We start from the raw sequence: 24,699 nt of genomic DNA, 5'->3' as shown, positions 1-24,699 counted from the left end.
GTGCAAAAATCCAATTTTAAGTTACCAAATACCAAGCTATCACCATCATCTAAGCCTGCTATGAATGCCTTACCTTCACAGCAGCGCGGCTTGGTATTTAGTAGTCTTCTCTTAATTACCATCATCGCTGGCATGGTGCTATTTGCACTGTATTTGGTCAAGCTTGATCGCACCATTACCCATAAGTTTGAAGGCAAGCGCTGGGACATTCCAGCTAAAGTGTACTCACAGCCACTTGAGCTATATCAGGGTGCCAATATCGATAGAGATACGATGAAAACGTGGCTAGAGTTGCTTAATTATCAAAGCAACAAGTCTTATGATCGTACTGGCACTTATCATAGATCGGGTAATACTTATTTTATCCATACGCGCGGCTTTACCTATAGCTCAAGCGATATAGATGCTGAGCAAGTCATCAAAATGACCCTTGCTGGCAATAAAGTTGACTCTATTCAAAGCACCTTACCTGCCAAAAGTGGCATCATTCGTCTAGAGCCAGTGAGTATCGGTGGTATCTATCCAGACAGTAACGAAGATCGAATGGTTGTCTCTTTAGATGACGTGCCTCAGCCACTGATTGATGCATTGATTGCCACTGAGGATCGCGCGTTTTATGAGCATAAAGGCGTCTCGATACGCGGTATCGCCCGTGCCGTAATCAATAACTTTACTGGTGGTGCTAGACAAGGTGGCTCGACCATCACCCAGCAGCTGATCAAAAACTTTTACCTCAACTCTGATCGCACCCTCAAACGCAAAGCCAATGAGGCGTTGATGGCGGTACTGCTTGAGCTGCATTATAGTAAAGATGAAATTTTACAGACTTATTTGAACGAAATTTATCTGGGTCAAAACGGCAATCGCTCTATCAATGGTTTTGGTTTGGCCTCACAGTTCTATTTTGATAAACCACTTAACGAGCTGCGTATAGATCAGCAAGCCATGCTAGTTGGTATGGCAAAAGGCCCAAGTATTTACAACCCACGTCGTAATCCAAATGATTCAAAAGCTCGTCGTGACGTGGTGCTTGGTAACATGCTCGCAATGGGCACGCTAAGTCAAGAAGACTATGACAAAGCCCTAAAACAGCCGCTCGGTATCGTGGACAAGCCTGCTGAGGGCAAGAGCCAGTTCCCTGACTTTTTGGACATCGTCAAACGTGAGCTCAATGATGTCTATTACTCTGATGATCTCAAAAATGAAGGTCTAATCATCATTAGTACCCTAGACCCTATTGCTCAGTTGGCAGCAGATAAGGCGGTTGATAGAAAACTGGGCGAGCTGCGCCGTAGCGGTAGCAAAACCAAAGACTTACAAGGCGCGCTCGTCAGTGCCAACCCTGAAACTGGCGAATTGGTGTCTGTCGTCGGTAGTGGCAGTGAGTTCACGGGCTTTAACCGTGCTGTCGATGCCAAGCGTCAAGTCGGCTCTTTATTGAAGCCAATCATTTATATGACCGCGCTTGAGAGTGGTCGTTATAACTTAGCAAGCTCGGTGGATGACTCACCTATCACAGTCAATCTGAATGATGGTACCGATTGGAGTCCTAAGAATTATGACAACCGTGATCATGGCTATGTACCACTGACCACAGGACTGTCGCAATCTTATAACCAAGCGGCGGTACGCTTAGGTATGGAATTTGGGGTTGATACTTTTGCCAAACAGCTAAAACGCATGGGGGTTAAAGAAGAAATACCAGCATACCCATCGGCGCTATTAGGGTCTGTCAATCTGAGCCCGATGGACATGTTAGGTATTTACCAAGTCTTTGCGACTGGCGGTTTCCGCACGCCTATTCATAGTATTCGCACGGTTATTGATGATCGCGGTCGTATTTTGCAGCGTACCGGACTCAATACTCAGCGCAGTATTCCACCTGAGACCAACTTTTTGACCAACTATGCGCTACAACAAGTGGTGTCAAACGGTAGCGCCAGACGGGCTCAATCACTTGGCAGCAATCTGAATCTCGCCGGCAAAACGGGCACGACAAACGACTACCGTGATGCTTGGTTTGCAGGCTACAGTGGCAACTACGTCAGTGTTGTTTGGGTTGGTCGTGATGACAACAAGCCCATTGGCTTGAGTGGTGGTACTGGTGCTCTACCGGTTTGGGTCGATTATATGAAACGCCTCAAACTCACTCCAGTGGCGCTACCAGAGCCAGAAGGTATCGAATGGTTGTGGCTCGAGAACAACTCAGGCAAGCTGTCTAACGAACGTTGTGCCAATGCTCGCTACTTACCTGTCATGTCAGCACATTTACCAGAGGAAGCCAGTAGCTGCGCGCTTAGCTTGTATCAACAAGATCGTGCTCGTGAGCAATCGCAATTCCAAAATCAGCAGAGTTCAATCAATGACCAACGTCGTCGCGAAGGTTTAGATATCCCAAATGGTGAAACAGTTGATGCTGGTGATTCAGAAGACAGTAATGGACAAAGTAATGAAGGTCAAAATCGTGCTGACACATGGTATGACCGTGCTATTGAATGGTTTTAACATTATTTTTAATATGTAGCGTCTGATATTTAAAAAAGGTCTCAATATGGTCTCATTTCTACAGCAGTCTGCCTCTGTGACACAAACAATGTCTTGGTGGCAGAAAAAATTTGCGTCAGTGAATACTCTAGTTGTAGGTGGCATTGTTTGTAGTATGCTAAGCCTCAGCGCATGCCAGACTGCGCCAGATAGCTCAGCTGCGATGAAAACAACGCCTATTCAAACAACCCCATCATCACAGCCGCCAGTGACATCGACCACCACTGTGACTCAGGCACCCATCGTTGAAGCAGATGATGAGAACGAATACCCTATTGAGCCTTATACTCCACCCGAAAAGCTCGAGTCGCCGAACCCATTGACCCAAGAAACGCCTGTATTTGAGCCGCCTACTCCAGTGGTGACAGAGCCTAATCTGGGTATTGCCATACCATCGCGCAATGACTATATCATCTCTGAGCCGGCCGTACCGTCACACAATGATCTACTAGAGCAGGCAAGAAAAAACTCACAGCAACGCTCTCAACAATCAGCAAGTAATAACAGTAACTTGCCTGCATTTCGTAACTTGATGCAGGTAGGCGTTAATCAACTGAAATCAGGACAATTAACGAATGCTGAAAACAGCTTTACCCGTGCACAGCGCTTGGCCCCCAAGTCGTCTGCCGTATATTTTTATCTGGCGCAAGTGGCATTGAAAAAGAACCAACCTCGTAAGGCAGAAGCGATGGCACGTCGTGGCCTTAGTGTTTCTAAAAATGCCAGTCGCAGACGAGCGCTGTGGCAAATCATTTTACAATCAGGGCAAGCTCAAGGTAACTCACGCGTCGTTAGTGAAGCAAGACGAGCTTTACGCTAATAACCGCTCACTACAGTTATCATTTATCCAAAACATACATTTATTTTTTTTAGCTTAGGGTTATCGTTATGGCATGGCAACAACTGCATTTACAATGTGAAAAATCAAACGTCGATTTGGCTGAAGCGCTTTTATTAGAAGCTGGCGCACTAGCTATTGCCTTAGATGATGCAGGTGATCAGCCTTTGTTTGAACCACTTCCCGGTGAGTCACCGCTATGGGATGAAGTCATACTGACAGGGCTATTTGATGCCACCACTGATGATGGTAGCCGTCAAGCAGTTGAGCAGCTGAGTCATGAAATTGCCGCACAAGTACAGGCTACTCGTATCTGGCTAACGGCTGTTGATGACAAGGATTGGGAGCGCGAATGGATGAGTAACTACCATCCTATCGAATGCGCTAATGACTTGTGGATTGTGCCAGACTGGCTCACACCGCCCAACCCAGAGGCGACCAATATCATTATGGATCCAGGCTTAGCTTTCGGTACTGGCTATCATGCCACGACTCGTCTTTGTCTTGACTGGTTAACAGAGCAAGACCTGACAGATAAAGTGGTCATCGACTATGGCTGCGGCTCAGGCATCTTGGGTATCGCCGCTCTATTATTAGGTGCACGCCAAGTGTATGCAGTCGATATCGATCCACAAGCTGTACTCGCAACCAATCAAAATGCAGTGCGTAATCATGTCGGTGACCGTCTGCAAGCGTTCTTGCCCGAAGAGTTCACAGATTACTGCTCACAACATGATGTTTTGCCTGTAGAAGTGATTGTCGCCAATATTTTGGCCAAACCCTTAATTGGCTTAGCACCTTACTTTTCGACATTGATTGCATCGAAAGGTCGCATCGTATTGGCAGGTTTAATCGAGTCACAGACTGAACAAGTCATGGAAGCTTATCAACCCTATTTTGCACTCGATCCAAAGCATGCCTTTACCGCGCAAGAGGACCAGCATTGGCAGCGTTTATCTGGTACATTTACTAGCTAGCAACATTTAATTACATCTGTTACGATAGAGGGCAGTCAAACGTCACAGGTTTGGCGCCACTCTGTCGTTGCTCATGATTTATAGAATTTCAAAAAGCATGGTAGCTGTTGGTGAGTGGCTAAGCGGTATAGATAACCATACTTTTTTGGATTCGACCCTATGACCACCCCAATGAAAACCCAGTGCCCTCATTGCCAAGCTTGCTTTAAAGTGCAACAGAATCAACTAAATAAAGCCAATGCTACTATTAACTGTACTCAGTGCCAAAAAAGTTTTTCGGTCAATCAACACCTTATCGTAACCCCTGATACCCCCAACAGCTCCTCCACTCAACATACTGCTACATCACATCAAAATGCGCAATCCAAGCTGAGTAATCGACCTGAAAGCTCCACCAATAGTCGTAATCAAGCATCTAATATATCAAATACTGCAAAGTCCTCACTCCATAAAAAACGTTCAGCTGATATATTGATTCATGATGACTTAATCTATGATGATATGGATATCGATGAGCCAGAAGACAGCATTGTAGAATACGACTCACTAGACAGCATGGATGCTTGGTTGACGCAAGTGAGCGATACCAATTCTGCGACGGCAACTGACAACTCGACAAACACACTTTCTAAAACCAATAATAAAAGCCAAGAGCAATTTGTAGCATCCCCTACCGAGCATACTACAACAGAACATTCATCAATGGCTCAAGAAGTACTGAGCTCAACTGCTGCCAATGACATTCATGCGAGCATCAACGACACAGCTGATGACTCATGGCTAGAAGCACTTCTTGAGGAACAAAATAAACGCGAAGCCAAATCAGTAGATAGCACAGATTTATCACAACTACTGATAGATATGGGTATACCTCTTAGGGACGAAGAAAATTCTGTTACAGAACGTGCAAACAAGGCGCAAGCACAGTTTGCGCCAACAGCCACAACACATTCAATTGCATCTATTCTCTGGATACTTGGATGCTTAGTATTAGCACTATTACTTGCCGCGCAGTATGTTATGTTTAACCTAGAGACGTTAGTCAAAAACCCTGCCAATGCGCAGCGCCTCCAAACGGTATGCTCTATTGCGGCTTGTAGCTTACCAAGCGCTGATCTGACAGCTTTGACTATTACCAATCCAAGTCATCGGTCAAGTCAAATTAAAACCACAGGTACATTTAGCGATATCAGCGCGATATTGAACAACCAAAGCACAAAAGCACAGCTCTATCCAAATATAAAAGTCAGTGTTTATGGGACAGACAACCTCATTGGAGAGTTTATAGCAGCGCCTGACGACTATTTATTGGGTAAGCCAAGTCAGCTAGCTGCTAGTAATAACAGACAACTACTATTTACCATACCCATTGACAATGCACAAATTCGCGAAATTACGATGACACCACTTTATTGAATGCTATTTTTAGCAATAGAATGAGCCTGACATATCGCTGCCTTTAAGATAGCCGTCAATCTGTCAGCGCTAGACGATATTAATTTGATATACTATTATTCTGACATCTTATGGTTTGACTCTTTTTTCATTTCAAGGATATTATCTTATGGCACCTCATGCACAGCATCATGCTCATCATTTTGCTAAGAGCTCTGAGCATCCTGCCGACTATAATAAAGAAGATCATCACCATGTCGCTCACGATGTTGAGTTCCCGTTAGAAAGTGCTGCGAGTAGCGCACAGCAGCCTTTACGTGTACAGGTTGAGCGCGTCGTTCGCCAGTATTTCGCTATGCTAGGTGATGAGATGCCTACCGACTTGTACGAGCTTATCTTAAAGCAAGTCGAAGAGCCTCTATTGTCAGTGGTTCTAGAAAAAACTCGCGGCAATCAAACCAAGTGTGCACAAATCTTAGGCCTCAATCGTGGCACTTTACGCAAAAAACTCAAAACTTACGACTTAATGTAGCACTGCTATATGTGCTCACCCATTATTACTAATCATCATGCATGGCAATTCAATGTGCATGGCTTTATCTATCGCGATATAGTCTACCGTTGTTGCCATCATCACCTTGCCAGACGTTTACGTCAGGCTTTTTTTATGGAAGATTTTTTATGAGTACAACCCCACTTGCCCTACTCTCGGTCTCTGATAAATCCAATATCGTTGAGTTTGCTCAAGGCCTTATTAAAGCAGGTTTTGGCTTACTCTCTACTGGCGGTACCTATCGATTACTTACAGAAAATAATGTCGCTGTGACGGAAGTGTCTGACTATACGGGCTTTCCTGAGATGATGGATGGCCGTGTTAAGACCCTGCATCCTAAAATTCATGGTGGTATCTTGGGACGTCGTGGTACAGACGATGCTGTCATGAATGAGCACGCAATCGAGCGTATTGACTTGGTTGTTGTGAATTTATATCCATTTGCTGAAACGATTGCGCGTGCTGACGTGACGATGAACGATGCTATCGAAAATATCGATATCGGTGGTCCTACCATGGTACGCTCAGCCGCAAAGAACCACGCTCATGTCGGCATCGTGACCGATCCTGCTGATTATGACCGCGTACTGACTGCTTTAAACGGTGGTACTGAACTGACCACTGCCTTGCGTTACGATTTGGCAGTGAAGGCCTTTGAGCATACTGCGCAGTACGATGGTATGATTGCCAACTTCCTAGGCAGCCGTGTCAATGAGACGCAAGAGCCAGAAAACTTCCCACGTACATTCAATGTACAGCTAGAAAAAGCGCAAGATCTTCGCTATGGCGAAAACCCACATCAAAACGCTGCTTTCTACACTGAAAATCATCCTTTAAAAAGCCAGCAAGCTTCTATTGCAACGGCTAAGCAACTGCAAGGTAAGGCGCTATCATACAATAATATCGCTGATACTGACGCAGCCCTTGAGTGTGTTAAAGCCTTTACTGCACCAGCTTGCGTTATCGTTAAGCATGCCAATCCTTGCGGTGTCGCGGTAGATAATGACCAAGTAGCTGCTTATCGCACTGCTTTTAGCACCGATCCTGAGTCATCTTTTGGCGGCATTATCGCCTTCAACCGTCCACTGACGCTTGCTACTGCAAAAGCCATTATCGATAATCAATTTGTAGAAGTCATCATTGCACCCAGCATTGAAGAGGGTGTACTTGAAGCGACTGCTACTAAGAAAAACGTACGCGTATTAATATGTGGTGAACTACCAGCACCAGATCAGCGTGATAGTCAGCTTGATTACAAACGCGTCAATGGCGGCCTACTCGTACAAGAGCAAGACCTTGGTTTGATTACGGCAAACGATCTAAAAGTCGTCACTGACGTACAACCAACTGAAGCGCAAGTGGCAGATCTGTTGTTCAGCTGGAACGTGGCAAAATACGTCAAATCGAATGCCATTGTTTATGCGAAAGGTCAACGTACTATCGGTGTTGGTGCAGGTCAAATGAGCCGCGTTAACTCAGCACGTATCGCTGCTATCAAAGCAGAGCATGCTGGGCTGGCCACTGAAGGTGCCGTTATGGCCTCAGATGCCTTCTTCCCATTCCGTGATGGCATCGATAATGCTGCTGAAGTGGGTATCTCAGCCATCATTCAGCCAGGTGGTTCTATGCGTGATGATGAGACCATTGCAGCCGCTAATGAGCACGGTATTGCGATGGTATTCACTGGCATGCGTCATTTCCGCCACTAAACAATCATCTATTAGTTTAAGACTGGAATTAGTCGCAGCAATTGTATTTATTACTGCAACTAATTTTCAGCTTCTATCGTATTCGTGGTCACTACAGTTAAAGTATTACCCAATAAAAAAGCCACTGCATCGCTACAGTGGCTTTTTTGCGTTTAATAATTAAGAGTAACCATACAGCGAACGCTTAGCGCCCTTGTGCATTTGCCATGTTGGCTTCGTTAATCTCAACTTGATAGACCATACGTAAATAATCTAAGTAGTCTTGCAGCTGATCTTGACCTAAATTGTCACGAATGATGCTGGCCGTTTGCGCTCTTTGCATATCAGATAGTGGTGACTGCTGCTCAGTCTTGATGCGATCACCAACCAATAGCGTTGCACCTGCTTCAGTCTTACTAGCGAGCGCGACTACGCCATCATTGGCAGCTTGCTTGCTAAAGGCCAATCCACGCTCTTTATCAGTTAGCAACGTTGTTTGACGATTGATCTCACCCAAAGATTGCAAACTTACTGACTGCTTAGCAATATCAGCTGGCGTTTTGATACCAGCAGCGACAGCTTTCGCTTCTTTTAGCGCCAAGGCTGTGGCTTTTTGCTGACGCAATATCTGAGTGATTCTTGGCGTTGCACTAGATAAGCTCAGTGTGGTCGTAGGACGATAGTTGCTTGGTTGTACCCATACCGTACCGTTACCAACTTCTATACCTGCCGTCACGGCCTGATCTTGAATCGTAAATTCGTCAAAGGCCTGTTTGATCACTGCTGGTTGCGATAATACTGATTTGTTATTTTCTTTACGATAATCTTTGATACGTTTTAGCGTGACATTCTCTTGCTGCGCAATATCTTCGATACTAAAGCCATCTGCTGCCAAATCATTAATCGAGGTTACTTTATCCGCGTAGATTTCTTGACGCTTGTACTCTTTTGCCTTAGCCGTCAGCTCTGCACGCATACTCTCGAGACTTGGAATCTTTTTGCCATTATCTTCGGTGACTGTGAATATCTGATAGCCAAAGCTGGTCTTGATAGGGGCTGTCACATCTCCAACGCTCAAGCCTTCTAGTGCTTTTTCAACAGCATCGGCGTCACCACCAAATACTGACGGATTAAAGCGACCAATGTCACCGCCTGTTTCTCCTGAAGGATCATCCGATTCTGCTTTGGCCACAGCAGCAAAAGACTCACCTTTAGCCAAGCGAGCTTTAACTTTATCTGCTCTTGCCTTAGCATCATCACCTGTTAACAGTATTTGACTCACTCTACGCTCATCATCAGCAGCCAGACTTTGCTTATACGCTTCGTACTGCTGCTGCAACTCTTCTGTTGTCACATCATCGACTTTGATGGTCTGCGGGCTAAGCTGAATATAAGCCAAGTTGACCATTGCCGCGCTTTTTAGCGTGTCTTTATTGGCATCATAATATGCTTGAATATCATTTTTGCTCAGTTTGACCTGATCAGCATAGTCCTGCCAATCAAAACGATGTACCCAGACGTTGCGTGATTCTAGTTGCAAGTCGATCAATTGGCTAACTGCCTGCATTGGATAGACGGCTGTACCAACGATGCTCGCATTCAATTGATCCAAGCTTAACTGATTGCGAAACTCTGCAAACAACTGATTTTTGGTCATGCCACGCTGACGCAAAAAGTTTGCAAACTGATCGTTAGAAAAGTTTCCATCAGCATCTTTGAATATTTCTTCTTCACGCAGCAAACGATTGATCGTGTCATCAGAGACTGTCATACCAAGCTTACCTGCTTGCTGCTCTAGTAATGTACGGTCAATCAGACCTTTTAGTACCTGCTCGTGCAGTACGTCTTCATTCAATAAACTGGCATCATCAACTTGCTCTAGTATTTCGCTACGACGGTTATTGACGGCAGTCTGATACTCGGACAACCCTACGCTTGCCTCACCCACCTGAGCGATTTGGTTGGGATCAACCCCGCCGCCAAAATAGCTTTCGACACCCAATAGAGCCAGTGGCGATAGGCATAAAATCAATAAAATGCGACCTGGCCAGCTTTTTAAGAAATCGCGCAATTTATCCATAGTTATCTCTGCTTTATTAACCTATATTGATGAAAAACCATTGTAATACTGTTAGGAGCTGTTGAGTGCGACCTGCTAATATCAATGCTATTTAAGCCGGCAATGGTAAGAGGAAGAACGTGTACATTTTATTAGGGAAAACAAGGTTCAGTGACAATACCTTATTTAAACAACGCATCTATCGCGCGCCCTATGATACGTGATTTTTCGTATATACTCAAAATATTCACGTTGTATGAGATAAACTATAGCGACAAAAAAAAGCACCTAATATTTAGGTGCTTTTTCAGTGCTTAGCTTATGACATCAGCCAAAGCGACCATCTACCATAGAGTGGCTTAGTTCAAACGCTCTTTTAGGTTTTTACCAGCTTTGAAGCTTGGTACTTTGCTTGCAGGGATGCTTAGCTCTTCACCAGTCTTAGGGTTACGGCCAGTACGTGCTTTGCGGTCTTTTACGCTAAAAGTACCGAAACCAACCAAAGAGATGCTATCGCCAGCTTCTAAAGCTTCGCCAACACTTTCCATAACAGCATTCAAAGCATCACCAGCTTGAGTCTTATTTAGACCACTTTTGTCTGCGATGCTATCAATTAATTCTGACTTATTCATAAAATTTCCTTCAAGTTTAAGGGGGTAATAAACGCTCACGCCAAGCATTGTAACGCTCTCGTGGTACTTACGCAATAAAAACTACCTGACTGGCGTATTAACAGGTTTCGCTTTGTTATCGTCTTTATATCAAGGCAGCATAAGGAGTGCAAGCGATTTTACATCTTTTTGTGCCATCAACTACTTATTTGACACCCAATGTTACGCAAAACATCTGCAACCTATATACAGGCAAACTGTCCTCATTCAAACAATGAATCAACTTATTTGTTTACTCTTTAAAACAGTTGTCAGTAGGTGTCTGTGCATTACCAGTCATAAATTTTAATATCTTTATCAACTGCTAGATTGTACTGTAATAATTTTACCACTGACAGAAACTAGCGTTACTTTTTATTATAAAGGCGTTACTATAAGCAAAATACCACTGCAAATTTCGGATAAAAATAAACTTAAGTTTATTAAATAACTTTGATTTGCTAAATAAAAAAATGGATTATTTACATGAAGCGTTCTACGTTGTCTCACTCTCTTCTTAATATTATTCTGGTGTTCATCGAGTCGGCGCTGACACTATTGTTACGTTTGGATCCTGAACTACGTAAAGCCGCTTATCCACTTGCCAAGCAAGGTACGGTCGTAGCGTTGCGCTTATATTTGCCTCATGTTGAGGTTTTTGCCACCTTTAGTACCAAAGGCGTACTCTTGGATGCCGAGTTGCCTGTTGGTCGTAGCGAACCTGATGTCGTTATCAATGCTTATAGCATTCAAGTGATTAATGCCATCACCACTCACGATAGAGAGACGACCGAAAAATTACAGATGCGCGGAGAGTCTGTCCAAGTGCAATTGGTCAAACAATTCATTATGCAGCTTGGTCTTGGTAGCCTGATTCAGGGTCTGATCAGAAAAATCAAAGGTGGTAAAGGTAAAACCAAACCGACCGATGCTGAAATGGCGGAAAAGAAAGACCATTATAAAGAGCGTATCAAAGAACAGCAGGCCCAAATCAATACTTTGACCATCAAAAACCGTGAGCTTGAAACCACGGTTAAAGAATTACAGAGCAAACAAAAAACCTTTATGATTGTGACCGTAGTAGCATTGGTCGTCGCGGTAGTCTCGATCATAGCCCTCTTAATGAATTAATTGGTGCTAGATTTGGTTTTATTTAACGGTGCTACCAGTCATAGATAAGTGTGTGACATTTACCATAGGTGTTGCACGCTTAGCGACTATTCATATGGATCACAGTATATGAGTCACACCATATAACTATAATCTGTATTCAGCGCCCCTACATCTGTCGTTTATATATCACATCCCACCTGTTTTCCCATTTATCCCCCCTTTTTAACCACCATTGTTTTTATCAATCATAGCGATAAGCTCGATTAACCATTTAATCACACTTTAATCTTGACCAAATTACTCAGGATTAAGTATAATTGACCTAATCGTTGCACACATCGGGTTAACCATCTGTTGTTTAATAACGATAAGACACAACTTGAACGGATATGATTGACAGCTTTTATATTGATCTATTATTGACTGTATCTATCCCTTTCCAAGATCGTTATTAAATAAAAATGACATAAAAGTTTGGAGATAACACATGCGTTTAACTACTCGAGGCAGATATGCCGTTACTGCTTTACTAGACTTGGCATTACAGACCAGTCAACAAGAGAGCGCAGTATCTCTATCTGATATCGCTAAACGGCAGTCAATTTCTATCTCCTACCTCGAACAGTTATTCTCCAAGCTACGCAAACGTGGCCTTGTGACCAGTATTCGCGGTGCAGCTGGTGGTTATAACCTAGCCAAGCCATTGAACGAGATAGATGTGATGAGCATCATATCTGCTGTCGATGAATCCGTTAATGCGATGCAGTGTGAAGGACGCGGTGACTGCCAAGGTGGTACAATGTGCCTGACCCATGACCTATGGTGTGCACTATCAAATCATATTGAACAGTACTTGAAAAATATAACATTAGCGCAATTATTAGATATGGAAAATGTGCAGTCAGTATCAGAACGTCAGCACACCTCTACAAAAGATATTTCCATAAAAGACATCAATACCATTACTCTATCGAACAGCGAGGCAAACCCAGCATGAGCCAACATAACAACCTTATATACTTAGATTATGCCGCCACCACACCAGTTGCCAAATCAGTAGCTGCTAAGATGAGCGAATATCTGACAGTAGATGGCATCTTTGGTAATCCAGCCTCGCGCTCGCACGGCTATGGCTGGCAAGCAGAAGAAGCCGTAGAAACTGCTCGCGGACAAGTTTCTGAAGTCATCAACGCTGATCCACGCGAAATCGTCTTTACTTCTGGTGCAACTGAATCTGACAACCTAGCCATTAAAGGCGCAGCTCACTTTTATCAGTCTCGTGGTAAACACATCATCACCAGCAAAATTGAGCACAAAGCCGTGCTAGATACGTGCCGTGAGCTTGAGCAAGAAGGTTTTGAAATTACGTATCTTGAGCCGCAACCAAGCACAGGTCTTATCTTGCCAGAGCAGGTAAAAGTAGCCCTACGTGAGGATACTATTTTGGTATCGCTTATGATGGTAAATAACGAGCTTGGTACGATCACAGATGTGACGGCGATTGGTGAAATCACTCGTGAAGCCGGTGTGGTTTTCCATGTTGATGGTGCACAGTCTGTTGGTAAAGTAAAAATCAATCTTGAAGAAATGAAGATTGATTTGATGAGTTTCTCAGGTCATAAAGCGTACGGTCCTAAAGGTATCGGTGCCTTATTTGTTCGCCGTAAGCCACGTATTCGTTTAAAAGCTGAGCAACACGGCGGTGGTCATGAGCGCGGTATGCGTTCAGGTACATTACCTACGCATCAGATCGTTGGTCTTGGCGCAGCGTTTGCTTTAGCCAATGAGAGCTTTGAAGCAGATCATGCCCATGTTGCAAAACTGCGTCAAAAACTCTGGGATGGTCTACAAGATATCGAAGAGATCTACCTAAACGGCGATCTTGAGAACAGCGTACCAAACATTGTGAACATCAGCTTTAACTTTGTTGAAGGTGAGTCATTGATGATGTCGCTAAAAGACTTAGCGGTATCATCAGGGTCAGCCTGTACATCAGCGACGCTTGAGCCATCATATGTACTACGTGCTATCGGTCGCCCAGACGAATTGGCGCATAGCTCAATCCGCTTCAGCTTTGGTCGTTATACGACTGAAGAAGACATCGACACTGTTATCAAGCAACTGCATGAAGCTGTTGATAAACTACGTGCCCTATCACCACTTTGGGATATGTACCAAGAAGGTGTTGATTTGAATTCAGTTGAATGGGCTGAGCACTAAAATCAAGCACAGACAGTAATACAGCTTCAAATATATTTATTAAACGATTGATCAGACAATTATAAATCCAGTTTTTATTAACTAAATGTTTGACCCCAATTATCGATGAGTAGTTAGATATTTAAAGTTAATACGCGACTACTCATCATCTAACTAGGAGAAAACCCCATGGCCTATAGTGACCAAGTTATTGATCATTACGAAAACCCACGCAACGTTGGTAATCTTGACAAAAACGCCAAAAACGTTGGTACCGGTATGGTCGGTGCCCCAGCCTGTGGCGATGTAATGCGTCTACAAATCCAAGTCGACGATAACGGTATTATCGAAGATGCACGCTTTAAAACTTATGGCTGCGGTTCAGCAATTGCTTCAAGCTCGCTCGTTACTGAGTGGCTAAAAGGCAAAAGCTTGGATCAAGCTGGCGAAATCAAAAACAACGATATCGCTAAAGAACTAGCGTTACCACCAGTAAAAGTGCATTGCTCTGTACTTGCAGAAGATGCCATTAAAGCCGCTATTAGCGACTATAAAGGTAAGCATGGCGTAGCAACAGCGGCAGAAGAAGCCACTATCTAAGCCAAACCTACTAGCGTCTGCGCTGTGTTTTGTTAGCAATGCTAAAGTAGTAATACATCAAATAGCTACTAACGCTAAAAAGGTGACAATGACACTTATGTAATTGTCACCTTTTATTTTCTAAAAACTATTAGCATATTATTTTGGCAAACTCGTAATTTCGCTTGCCAGTTTACATAGTTTATTTATTGATATTTACGATTAATAGTCAATGGGAGTTGGCATGATTGAAATGACAGAACGCGCCGCTCAGCATGTTCGAGACTTTTTGGACAATCGCGGCAAAGGTGAAGGTATTCGAGTTGGTATCCGTACAGCGGGTTGCTCAGGCCTTGCTTATGTTTTAGAGTTTGTAGATATACCTGATGAAAATGACACGCGCTATGAAAGCCGCGGCGTTAGCATTTTTATTGATCCTAAAAGCTTGGTCTATTTAGATGGCCTGTTGATGGATTATGAAAAAGAAGGTCTAAACGAAGGTTTCAAGTTCACTAACCCTAACCAAAAAGGTGAATGTGGCTGCGGTGAGTCTTTTACTGTCTAATGGTTTAATCAACTGACTTTCAGGTTGATGCACCCATTGTGATGAATCAATACAAAAGATATCAATGCACTAATATATTTAGCTGAAGCACCAGATTAAGACTTTAAAAACAAATAAAAAAGCAAGGCGTAAGATATGACAGATACGATTCCAGAAACACAATTTGATAACTTCTTTGCCCTATTTGAGCAACCTGTACAATTTGAAGTCAATCAAGACAGTCTCGATCAGCATCTACGTCTGCTACAAAAACGTTATCATCCTGATAATGTTGCAAAGAATCTAGCAGATACCAAGCAAGCAGAGCAGTATTCTGCCGTCATCAATCAAGCCTACCAAACATTGAGTGCACCTGATAGCCGTGCTGGTTACCTACTAGGTATGGCCGATCAAGCGCAAAATCTAGAACACTCCATCGCAGACTTGGATTTTTTAGAAGATGCGATGGACATGCGTATGGATTTAGATGACGCTATTGTAGGCAAAGACCTTTTAGCCTTGCAGCAGCTACATCCTCAGATTACAGAGCGCTTGGCAAACCAGTCTCAACGTTTTGAAACTGCTTACCAAGAGCAAGATTGGCCAACGGCGATTGATGCGACACAGAAATTGAAGTTTTTGGTCAAATTGAATGCTGATGTTACAACGGGGCTTGATGAAATCGCCACTGCTGCACATTCAGATGACGATGACCTATACGTCTAGATAGCTGTGCATGATGTATCTTACTTGAAAGCTAGATTCTAAATATCTTGAAAGCTAGATTCTAAATATTTGGTTAAATTAGTATCAACTATACCGTACAATCTCTGATTTTGAGCATGCTTAACTGCCAAATCCCTCTATTTTGAGAATAAAGAGATAGCGGTTAAGCAGTCATACTGAACATGCCATATTTGCCTCATTACACTTATTCATTTTATCTCTGAGTTATTCTTATGTCTTTAATGCAAATTGCCGAACCCAATCAAAGCGCTCAACCTCATCAACATCGTTTTGGCCTAGGTATTGACCTTGGTACGACACGCTCACTGGTCGCTGTAGTACGTTCAGGCAAGGCGCAAGTCTTAGAAGCAGGCGCAGCATCAGATACCTTGCTGCCTTCTGTGGTTTATTATCCAGCGACAGGTAATCCATCGGTCGGCTATGATGCCCTAGCGCATTTAGCAGACGATCCAAAAAATACGATCGTCTCGGCTAAGCGTTTTATGGGTCGTAGCCAAGCGGATATTAAATTCTCGCATCCTTATGAGTTGTCTGGTAGTACAGATGATATGCCAGCATTTGTCACGGCTCAAGGTGAAGTGTCACCTGTCGAAGTATCAGCGCGTATATTAGCCGCGCTTGAGCAACGTGCAGCGAGCGCACTGCCTGCAGACAGCATTGAGGGTGCCGTCATTACTGTGCCAGCTTATTTTGATGAGGCACAGCGCCAAGCCACTAAAGATGCTGCGCAAGCGGCTGGTATCAACGTACTTCGTCTATTGAATGAACCAACGGCGGCGGCGGTCGCTTACGGTCTTGACCAATCATCAGAAAACAACAATAAAGAAAATTACTATCTTATTTATGATTTGGGCGGCGGTACTTTTGATGTATCTATTCTAAAGTTGAATGATGGTGTCTTTGAAGTATTGGCAACTGGCGGTAATAGCGCACTGGGCGGCGATGATATTGATCGTCTGATTACCAACTGGATCATTAAACAGTTAAATATAGATCCAAAAGACGTAAACCTGCATGACAAATCAGTACTCGCACAAGAAGCTAAAGCTTACAAGCAAGCGTTGACTGATGCTGAGCAAGTGGATATCAACGTCACTGTCAATGGTCAGTCTTATCAAGGTGTATTGCGCCGTGAAGACATCCTTACTATCGTAGAACCTGTTAGTCGTCGCACGTTAAGCGTATGTGAACAAGTCCTGCGTGATGCCAAGCTGACTGCTACAGATTTAGACGAAGTGATCTTAGTAGGCGGCTCAACGCGTATGCCTGCCATACAACAAGTCGTGACTGAATTTTTTGCCAAGCAGCCTCTTTGCCGTTTGAATCCAGATGAGGTTGTTGCCTTAGGTGCTGCTCAAACTGCTCATCAACTGGTGAATGGTGATAGTAACAACAATTTGTTGTTATTGGACGTAACGCCATTATCATTAGGTCTTGAGACCATGGGTGGTTTGGTTGAAGTACTCATCCCACGCAACACGCCTATCCCTGTCAAAAAACGTCAAGTGTTTACCACCTATCAAGATGGTCAAACAGGCATGGTGATACACGTCGTGCAAGGTGAGCGCGAAACAGTAGAAAACTGTCGCTCGCTTGGCCGCTTTGAGCTGTACGGTATTCCGCCAATGAAAGCTGGGTTTGCTCGTATCGAGGTCACTTTTAGTATCGATGCCAATGGTCAGCTGACTGTTAGTGCACAAGAAACCACGACCAAAACAGAAAGCAAGATCGAGATCGTGCCTTCTTATGGTTTGTCTGATGAGCAAAAAGAGCAGTTGCTTGTTGCCGGATTTAAACATGCAGAGGAAGATAAAAACGCACGCTCTTTAATCGAAACAAAAGTAGAAGCCGAGCGTGAAGTGTTGGCTTTAGAATCTGCGCTGAACGAGTTTGCAGCACTGCTTTCTTCTGATGAGCAGCACACTTTAGCGGAGCACATACAAGCCCTGCATTCTGCTCTTAGCACTAATGACTTGGCACTTATCGAAGCACAGCAAGCACAGCTTAAGCCGCATAGTGATGCCTTTGCTGCTCGCATTATGAATCAAAGCGTTCAAACCAGCATGGCAGGTACCAGCGCACAAGATTGGTAAAATCCATACTCAAAATGATAGCTTAGTTATGATACTAAGCTACTTTCTCTTATTTTTTAGATTGATTAGCATTGGACAAATAATTTATGCCAAAAGTTACCGTACTACCCCATCACGAAATCTGCCCAGAGGGCGCAGAAGTTGAGCTACAAGCTGGTCAGAATTTGTGCAAAGCGTTGTTAGAAAAAGGCATTAAAATTGAGCATGCCTGTGAGATGTCAAAAGCTTGCACTACTTGTCACGTTGTCGTACGCAAAGGGTTCAATAGTCTAGATGAGATGGATGATGTAGAAGCTGATCTACTTGATCGTGCTTGGGGCTTAGAGCCTGACTCACGTCTGTCTTGTCAGGTCATGCTTGATGATGAAGATCTAACCATCGAGGTTCCAAAATACACATTGAATCATGCAAAAGAAAATCATTAATATGATCAGTACAAACTACTTATAAGTTACAAAAAAGCCAGCTATTAAAATATAATAGCTGGTTTTTTTATATTCAATATTTCACGATATGACTTCCCAAATCATGACTTTTTGTTAGCACTATGACGTTTGCTTTCTTCAGCGATGCTCTGTGCCAACTTTTCTTCTTCTTGTTCGATACGCTCAAGCGCAAAGTTTAGACGACTCCTGATATCTTGATAGTCATTGTCTTTCATGTCTTTAAAATTTAGATGCAAGTTAAACCCTGGCAAGGTGTGATCTACCCATTTAGACAAATGACCTTTATTAGCATCAGGGTCAAGTACTTGCCATGCATTTACCTTGTCATCAAAGCCTTTTAGCTGAAGCGCTCCAACATGTTGACACTCATAGTTATGGCAAACATAATCATAAGTGCTTTCACTGACCAATATCTCATCTTTGCCAGCATTCGATTCGAGTCTTGACGCCAGATTAGCCTCTTTACCAATCAGTGTGTAACTAAGACGATTGTTGCTACCAAAATTGCCCACGTGGCAATAACCAGTTGTGATACCAATACGTATATATAACCCCTCAAACCCCATCAGCCGCCATTTTTGACGCAATGTACGCATCTCGCGGCGCATATCTATCGCCATTGCCACGCAATCCAGAGCATCTTGACGTGAGCCACGGCTATTAGGCTCACCGAAAAAGCACACCATGCCATCACCAATAAATTTATCAAGTACGGCACCATGTCTGTCAGCAATTAATGTCATACAATGCATATAAGTGTTCAAAATATCAGCCAAGTTGTCAGGACTCAGGCTATCAGACAGATCGGTAAAGCCCACAATATCTGAAAACATAATAGTCAGCTTGGCACGTTTCTTCGACACACTAACAGGGCTATCAGATCTAACAATTGGCTCCCAAATTTGCGGTGGTACAAAGCGAGTCAACTTATTGATGACCGACACCATGGTACTCAAACGTCCTCCGGCTTTAGAGGCACTTTCTTTATAACCAATATACTCTTGATACGTACTGCGAAACTGATACAAAATAACCATTATGCTTGCTAGCAATACGGTGGGAGGCACCCAACCTTCATTACAGTTCAATCCTTCGTTGTCTAGTATTGTACTGACATAATAAAAGACAATAGATGTCACCAATGCTACAGTAAATAATCTTAGACCGTTATCGACACCACTGACGATCATACGTACGCCGATTAAGGCTACCAAACTGAGCGATATCACCGTACAAAACTGTATTGACCCAATAACGACCGCAAATAAAATAACGACCATATTAGACGTCCAAAGACTGGTTTGGCGTCGATAGTTATAAATCAGAATCATTAGGCTAGGTAATAGAACGACAACCAATAATGCCATTGAGGTAGGACGAAAATTGTAATGCGGGGCGAGTAATATGACAGTAAGAATTAAAACAAAAACTTCTGGATAGTCGAATTGACAGATTCCACTACCTTTTGACAATAGTTTTGGCTTTAACATCCCTATAAAAGGCATATTGAATTTCACTTAAATGAGATAAGCTATCAGAGAGATAAAGATATATAAGAACAACACACGCAAATCACCTATCTTAATGATAAATAATTACAAAAATATATTATACTTTCTAAATTAAATGAAACCTAGGTCAGTGGTAGCTAAAAAAATACCATCTATCATTTATCAAGATGACAAATCTTCTGGATAAACAACTGACAATGTTTGATTGTTACAGAAAAAAGCCAGATATGACGAGTATCTGGCTTTTTTCTGTCGCAATAGTTTATGAGAGAGGCTTCATAAATAATGCTTTATAGATGAGGTAAAGCAATTCAAAGTTAAAAACGGATTACATCTGCCAATCAAAAGGCATTTGATGATGACCACGTAGCGCCATCATTAACGTCTGCTGCATTTGTGCCAAGACTTCTTTGGTATAAGGAACCGCAGGAACTCCCCATACTGGATTTGGCCATTGCATATCATTTTGATAACGAACAATATGATGAAAATGAAGCTGCGGGACTTGATTACCAAGCGCGGCCACATTCATTTTATCTGCTTGAAAGGTTTTGGCTAGCTGACTCGATAACCAGCTTGACTCACGCAAGAACTGCGTTTGGTCTGCCTCAGACAACTCATAAAGCTCTTTGATACCCGATACGCGCGGTACTAATATCAACCAAGGGAATTGACAGTCATTGATCAAACGGCAAGTAGATAATGGAAAATCACCCACTAAGAAACTATCAGCAGCAAGTTTATGATGAAGTTGGAACATAATGACGGTTCTCTTGTTGTTTAATGCAAATAAAAGTACGTAAAAAATATCGAAGAAGAAGCAATCCGGTTATTTTATCAGTTATCCCTGCGATAAAATAGCACCATACACTATTGCGTTTGTGTTGATTGTCTTAGCAACCCCGATGATGGCTCTCACTGATCGACTCTAGGCAGCTTCTGTCACCATATGCTCACTAAAATAACGTAGAAGATCTTGGATAACAGAGACTCGCTGTTGAGGCGTTGCCAACTTCTCGCTATGTTGATAACGAATACCAGATGCCCCATTCATACGATAATGCTGCCCATCTGACTGAATCAGCTTAATAATCGCCAAGGCATCGACGGGGGTATCAGGTGCAAACTCCAACGTCATACTATTACTATTGGCATCGATTTTGTTGATCTTCAATGGTTCTGCTTGCAAGCGTAGTCCGTGAATGGCAAATAGCTGCTTGGTCTGGTCTGGCAATGCACCGAAACGGTCTAACATTTCGGTACGAATATCCGTCAACGCTTCTTTATCATCTGTATTACTTATACGTTTGTAAAACAATAGGCGCTGATGTACGTCATGTAGATAGTCTTCTGGAATAAGAGCAGAGCTATGCAAGTTAATCTCACTGGTTAGCGATAGTGGCGTATTCAAGTCAGGCTCTTTACCGGCCTTGATCGCCTTAGTTGCACGCTCCAGCATATCCATATATAAGCTAAAGCCAATCGCCTGCATATTACCACTTTGCTGCTTACCCAGTATCTCACCTGCACCGCGAATCTCTAGATCTTCACTCGCCAGCATAAAACCTGCGCCCAGTGTATTGGCGCGTTCAATTGCATGTAGACGACGCTTGGCATCGCCTTTGAGACCTTTGAGAGAAGGCACCAATAGGTAACAATATGCCTGATGATGACTGCGACCTACTCGGCCTCGTAGCTGATGCAGTTGCGCCAGACCAAACTTATCCGCACGCTCAATGATAATAGTATTGGCATTCGGTACGTCGATACCTGTCTCAATAATAGTAGAGCACACCAACACGTTGAATTTTTTATGATAAAACTGCTGCATGATTTGCTCAAGCTGGCGCTCTTGCATCTGCCCATGGGCGACCCCTACTCGCGCTTCTGGTACGAGGTCACGAATAGTCTCTGCCATACGCTCAATACTAGCCACATCATTGTGGAGCAGATAAACCTGCCCACCACGTAATAGCTCGCGCAAGATAGCTTCTTTCATCAAGGCATCTGTCTTTTGCATGACAAAGGTTTTAATAGCCAACCGGCGTGCAGGCGGTGTGGCAATGATTGACATATCACGCATGCCTGAGAGCGCCATATTAAGCGTTCTAGGGATAGGCGTCGCGGTCATAGACATACTGTCTACATCTGTCTGAATCGCCTTGATACGCTCTTTATGACGTACTCCAAAGCGGTGCTCCTCATCGACAATCATTAGCCCAAGATTTGCAAACTTCACGTCAGGCTGCAATAGTTTATGAGTACCGATCACAATATCGACTTTGCCATCAGCCAAGTCCGTCAAGACCATGTCTTGATGCTTTTTACCACCAAAGCGAGACAGGCTCTCAATACGCACTGGCCAATCAGCAAATCGATCGCGGAAATTGTCTTCGTGTTGTCCAGCAAGCAAGGTAGTAGGTACCAACACAGCCACTTGATAGCCAGCACTGACGGCAATAAAGGCCGCTCGCATCGCTACTTCTGTTTTACCAAAGCCAACATCACCGCAGATGAGGCGATCCATTGGCTGGTTTTGTCTCATATCTTCCATAACCGCATGAATGGCATTGGCTTGGTCAGCGGTCTCTTCAAACGCAAACTGACTGGCAAACAGCTCGTATTGCGACGGATCTATTTTAAAATGAATACCAACTTTGGCCTCACGACGCGCTTGCATATTGAGCAGCTCTGCGGCAACATCGTGAATTTGCTCCAAGGCCTTTTGTTTGGCTCTATCCCATTTGCCACTGCCGATCTTATGTAATGGCGCTAACGCTGGATCGCCGCCACTATAGCGACTGATCATTTGTAGATTGGCGACTGGCACATAGATACTGGCATCATCGTCATATTTTAAATGAATGAACTCTTGCTCACCATCGCCCACATCTAGCGTGATTAGGCCGTTATAACGACCAATACCATGCTCGATATGAACGACTGGGCTGCCATCTGTTATCTCAGTGACGCTCTTAACCAAGAACTCCTCTGATACACCGCTTTGGCGACGACGACGCGTCTGCAAGACTTGACGACCAAACAGCTGCGTTTCACTAATCAACACCAAACGTTCAGGCACGTATACGCCGCGCTCAATTGGTGCCACAGTCAGACCGACATGTGGTAGTCGAGCATTATTCATAGCGCTCGTCTTATCTGCTGCTAAAAATGCTTCAAAGCTATCATATGCTTTGATATCAATCTTACCCTTAAACAGCTCGATAAGAATCTCACGACGGCCAGCAGTCTCTGCCACAACTAGTACTGGCGTTGCTGTTTGTTGTTGAACGTTTAAAAAGTCGAGCAATGCCGTTAATGGCTCAGATTTCTGATGATTGACTGCCAGCTCTGGCGGTTCTTCGGCGCTTAATGTCACCAACCCTTGCTGCTTAGTAGGCGTTAATGGCAGTTGCGGCTGAGATGAATCTTTACCTTCTTTTGCTACAACGTCATTTGTCGTAGCCAACTCATCACGAGCACTTAATATCACTCGTGGATATTGATTGAGCTGCTCGTTAAGTGCGTTGGATAATAAGTATAAGAGCGCAGGTTCGACGATAGGCTTGTCAATATCATGGCGACGCTCTTCATAGCGGCGCTGGATTTGTGACCAATAGTCCGCCTGTTTTTCGTGGATCAGCTCATCCGTGATAAACAACGCATCGCTTGGCAAATAAGAAAACAATGTACTTTCTTCTTGCCAATCTTTTAAGTCAAAAAATAGTGGCTGATAATACTCCAGTCCGCTACTCGCGATACCTGCCATTACATCTTTATGCAACTCAGACTTGCGGCTACTGGCATTAGGGAACATCGCCGCAAAATTCGTGCGAAATGTCTCTCGCCCTTCATCCAGCGGAAACTCCTTTGCTGGTAATATTTGGAACTGTTCGATAGGTTTAGAGATATCTGGCAATTTGTGCAGCAGCGACAGTGACTCTTTGCCCATGCTGGTATCATTGCCTGTCAACATCGCTTTGAGGTCATCAGCGGTCAACGTGCGCTGGGTTTGCGGATGAAAAAAACGAATCGTCTCAATTTCATCGTCAAATAAGTCTAAACGCAGCGGAAAAGGCTGACCCATAGCAAAGATATCGATAATGCTGCCACGTACAGCGAACTCACCGGGCTCAAAGACATTATCAACCGCTCTATAACCCGCCTTTGCCAAAAGCCCACGTTGCGTATTGATATCGAATCGATCACCAACGCTCAAATCAAAATGCTGTCCGATCAACCAACTGGGCGGTGCGACGCGTTGCATCAATGTCTGTATTGAGATGAGTAGCACGCCTGATCTCGGCATATCTGTCAATAGATTGATGCGTTCACTAACGATGTCTTGGTGCGGAGACAGCTCATCATATGTCAGTGTCTCCCAGTCAGGGAATACGTAGGCATCCACACCGCAAAATGCCAGCTCGGTCTCTATCTGATTGAGTTGGTTTTGGTCACGTGCCACCACGACCTTTAGGCGCTTGGCAACATTCCACATAGGCGTTTGAACCAAGCTTGCCAGCCATAAGCTACTGACCGCACCATGGACAGGCGCAAGCCAACGCCGCTCGGCATTTTGGATGGGGAACAACTGCTGGTTAATGGGATCAAACGCGTCAGTCAAAGCAGTGATAGGCATAAAGAATAGGATCACAGTTAAGAAGTCAGAAAGCTATTATACGAATATTTGAGCAATTACCAAAACTTATGCCGTAACGGTTTGTCACGTAAAAGTTCACTCATTCATGATCGAGGATTGATAA

19 protein-coding genes are annotated in these 24,699 nt (G+C 43.7%); 14 read left to right on the top strand and 5 right to left on the bottom strand.

From position 1 onward, the window contains the following. The 6 genes from mrcB to purH all read left to right on the top strand — a co-directional run bounded on the left by mrcB (position 1) and on the right by purH (position 8,016). Positions 1 to 2,505: a penicillin-binding protein 1B gene (gene mrcB / locus AC58CZ_RS05365; RefSeq protein WP_494223826.1), complete on the top strand. Its 2,505-nt coding sequence runs from the start codon at positions 1 to 3 to the stop codon at positions 2,503 to 2,505. A gap of 46 nt (positions 2,506 to 2,551) precedes the next feature. Further along, a complete protein-coding gene (locus AC58CZ_RS05360) occupies positions 2,552 to 3,364 on the top strand; it encodes a tetratricopeptide repeat protein (protein ID WP_494223827.1) in 813 nt (270 codons plus the stop codon). 68 nt (positions 3,365 to 3,432) lie between these two features. Next, the gene (gene prmA / locus AC58CZ_RS05355; RefSeq protein ID WP_071003526.1) at positions 3,433 to 4,359 is read left to right on the top strand and encodes a 50S ribosomal protein L11 methyltransferase; all 927 of its coding nucleotides are present in this window, start codon (positions 3,433 to 3,435) and stop codon (positions 4,357 to 4,359) included. A 159-nt stretch (positions 4,360 to 4,518) separates the two neighbouring features. Next, positions 4,519 to 5,775 (top strand): MJ0042-type zinc finger domain-containing protein, encoded by a 1,257-nt coding sequence (locus AC58CZ_RS05350; protein WP_494223828.1) that lies wholly within the window; start codon positions 4,519 to 4,521, stop codon positions 5,773 to 5,775. A 148-nt stretch (positions 5,776 to 5,923) separates the two neighbouring features. Continuing rightward, positions 5,924 to 6,286 (top strand): DNA-binding transcriptional regulator Fis, encoded by a 363-nt coding sequence (gene fis / locus AC58CZ_RS05345; RefSeq protein WP_494223829.1) that lies wholly within the window; start codon positions 5,924 to 5,926, stop codon positions 6,284 to 6,286. 149 nt (positions 6,287 to 6,435) lie between these two features. After that, the gene (purH, locus tag AC58CZ_RS05340; protein ID WP_494223830.1) at positions 6,436 to 8,016 is read left to right on the top strand and encodes a bifunctional phosphoribosylaminoimidazolecarboxamide formyltransferase/IMP cyclohydrolase; all 1,581 of its coding nucleotides are present in this window, start codon (positions 6,436 to 6,438) and stop codon (positions 8,014 to 8,016) included. Positions 8,017 to 8,200: 184 nt separating this feature from the next. Here the strand turns inward: purH and AC58CZ_RS05335 are convergent, their stop codons facing one another. Both AC58CZ_RS05335 and AC58CZ_RS05330 read right to left on the bottom strand, forming a co-directional pair. Then, positions 8,201 to 10,075, bottom strand: a complete 1,875-nt coding sequence (locus tag AC58CZ_RS05335) for a SurA N-terminal domain-containing protein (RefSeq protein ID WP_494223831.1) — start codon at positions 10,073 to 10,075, stop codon at positions 8,201 to 8,203. A gap of 338 nt (positions 10,076 to 10,413) precedes the next feature. Next, a complete protein-coding gene (locus tag AC58CZ_RS05330; RefSeq protein WP_161808411.1) occupies positions 10,414 to 10,734 on the bottom strand; it encodes an HU family DNA-binding protein in 321 nt (106 codons plus the stop codon). A gap of 456 nt (positions 10,735 to 11,190) precedes the next feature. On the opposite strand from AC58CZ_RS05330, the gene AC58CZ_RS05325 reads away from it, so the two are divergent. From AC58CZ_RS05325 to fdx, 8 genes are all read left to right on the top strand, one after another. Continuing rightward, positions 11,191 to 11,835: a hypothetical protein gene (locus AC58CZ_RS05325; protein WP_494223832.1), complete on the top strand. Its 645-nt coding sequence runs from the start codon at positions 11,191 to 11,193 to the stop codon at positions 11,833 to 11,835. 469 nt (positions 11,836 to 12,304) lie between these two features. Further along, positions 12,305 to 12,814 carry an Rrf2 family transcriptional regulator gene (locus tag AC58CZ_RS05320; protein WP_071003521.1) on the top strand — a complete coding sequence of 170 codons (510 nt, stop codon included), beginning with the start codon at positions 12,305 to 12,307 and terminating at the stop codon, positions 12,812 to 12,814. Beyond that, positions 12,811 to 14,037 (top strand): IscS subfamily cysteine desulfurase, encoded by a 1,227-nt coding sequence (locus AC58CZ_RS05315; RefSeq protein ID WP_494223833.1) that lies wholly within the window; start codon positions 12,811 to 12,813, stop codon positions 14,035 to 14,037. Before AC58CZ_RS05320 ends, AC58CZ_RS05315 begins: the two co-directional genes overlap by 4 nt. Positions 14,038 to 14,205: 168 nt before the next feature. Further along, positions 14,206 to 14,616, top strand: a complete 411-nt coding sequence (iscU, locus tag AC58CZ_RS05310; protein WP_494223834.1) for a Fe-S cluster assembly scaffold IscU — start codon at positions 14,206 to 14,208, stop codon at positions 14,614 to 14,616. A gap of 223 nt (positions 14,617 to 14,839) precedes the next feature. Further along, positions 14,840 to 15,160 carry an iron-sulfur cluster assembly protein IscA gene (gene iscA, locus AC58CZ_RS05305; protein WP_058024184.1) on the top strand — a complete coding sequence of 107 codons (321 nt, stop codon included), beginning with the start codon at positions 14,840 to 14,842 and terminating at the stop codon, positions 15,158 to 15,160. A 135-nt stretch (positions 15,161 to 15,295) separates the two neighbouring features. Further along, positions 15,296 to 15,865: a Fe-S protein assembly co-chaperone HscB gene (gene hscB / locus AC58CZ_RS05300; protein WP_494223835.1), complete on the top strand. Its 570-nt coding sequence runs from the start codon at positions 15,296 to 15,298 to the stop codon at positions 15,863 to 15,865. 233 nt (positions 15,866 to 16,098) lie between these two features. After that, positions 16,099 to 17,979 carry a Fe-S protein assembly chaperone HscA gene (gene hscA / locus AC58CZ_RS05295; protein ID WP_494223836.1) on the top strand — a complete coding sequence of 627 codons (1,881 nt, stop codon included), beginning with the start codon at positions 16,099 to 16,101 and terminating at the stop codon, positions 17,977 to 17,979. Positions 17,980 to 18,065: 86 nt separating this feature from the next. Then, positions 18,066 to 18,404 (top strand): ISC system 2Fe-2S type ferredoxin, encoded by a 339-nt coding sequence (fdx, locus tag AC58CZ_RS05290; RefSeq protein WP_058024187.1) that lies wholly within the window; start codon positions 18,066 to 18,068, stop codon positions 18,402 to 18,404. 101 nt (positions 18,405 to 18,505) lie between these two features. Here fdx and AC58CZ_RS05285 read toward each other — a convergent pair whose 3' ends face one another. The 3 genes from AC58CZ_RS05285 to mfd all read right to left on the bottom strand — a co-directional run bounded on the left by AC58CZ_RS05285 (position 18,506) and on the right by mfd (position 24,575). Next, positions 18,506 to 19,705, bottom strand: coding sequence for an adenylate/guanylate cyclase domain-containing protein (locus AC58CZ_RS05285; RefSeq protein WP_494223837.1), 1,200 nt, complete (start codon positions 19,703 to 19,705; stop codon positions 18,506 to 18,508). 559 nt (positions 19,706 to 20,264) lie between these two features. Next, positions 20,265 to 20,696 carry an HIT domain-containing protein gene (locus tag AC58CZ_RS05280; protein WP_057759208.1) on the bottom strand — a complete coding sequence of 144 codons (432 nt, stop codon included), beginning with the start codon at positions 20,694 to 20,696 and terminating at the stop codon, positions 20,265 to 20,267. A gap of 168 nt (positions 20,697 to 20,864) precedes the next feature. Next, positions 20,865 to 24,575, bottom strand: coding sequence for a transcription-repair coupling factor (gene mfd, locus AC58CZ_RS05275; protein ID WP_494223838.1), 3,711 nt, complete (start codon positions 24,573 to 24,575; stop codon positions 20,865 to 20,867). Positions 24,576 to 24,699 lie beyond the last annotated feature (124 nt).

This window comes from Psychrobacter sp. CR212 (assembly GCF_059693765.1).
Note: the sequence above shows the minus strand (reverse complement) of the source record. Positions and strands in the feature narration are given on the sequence as shown.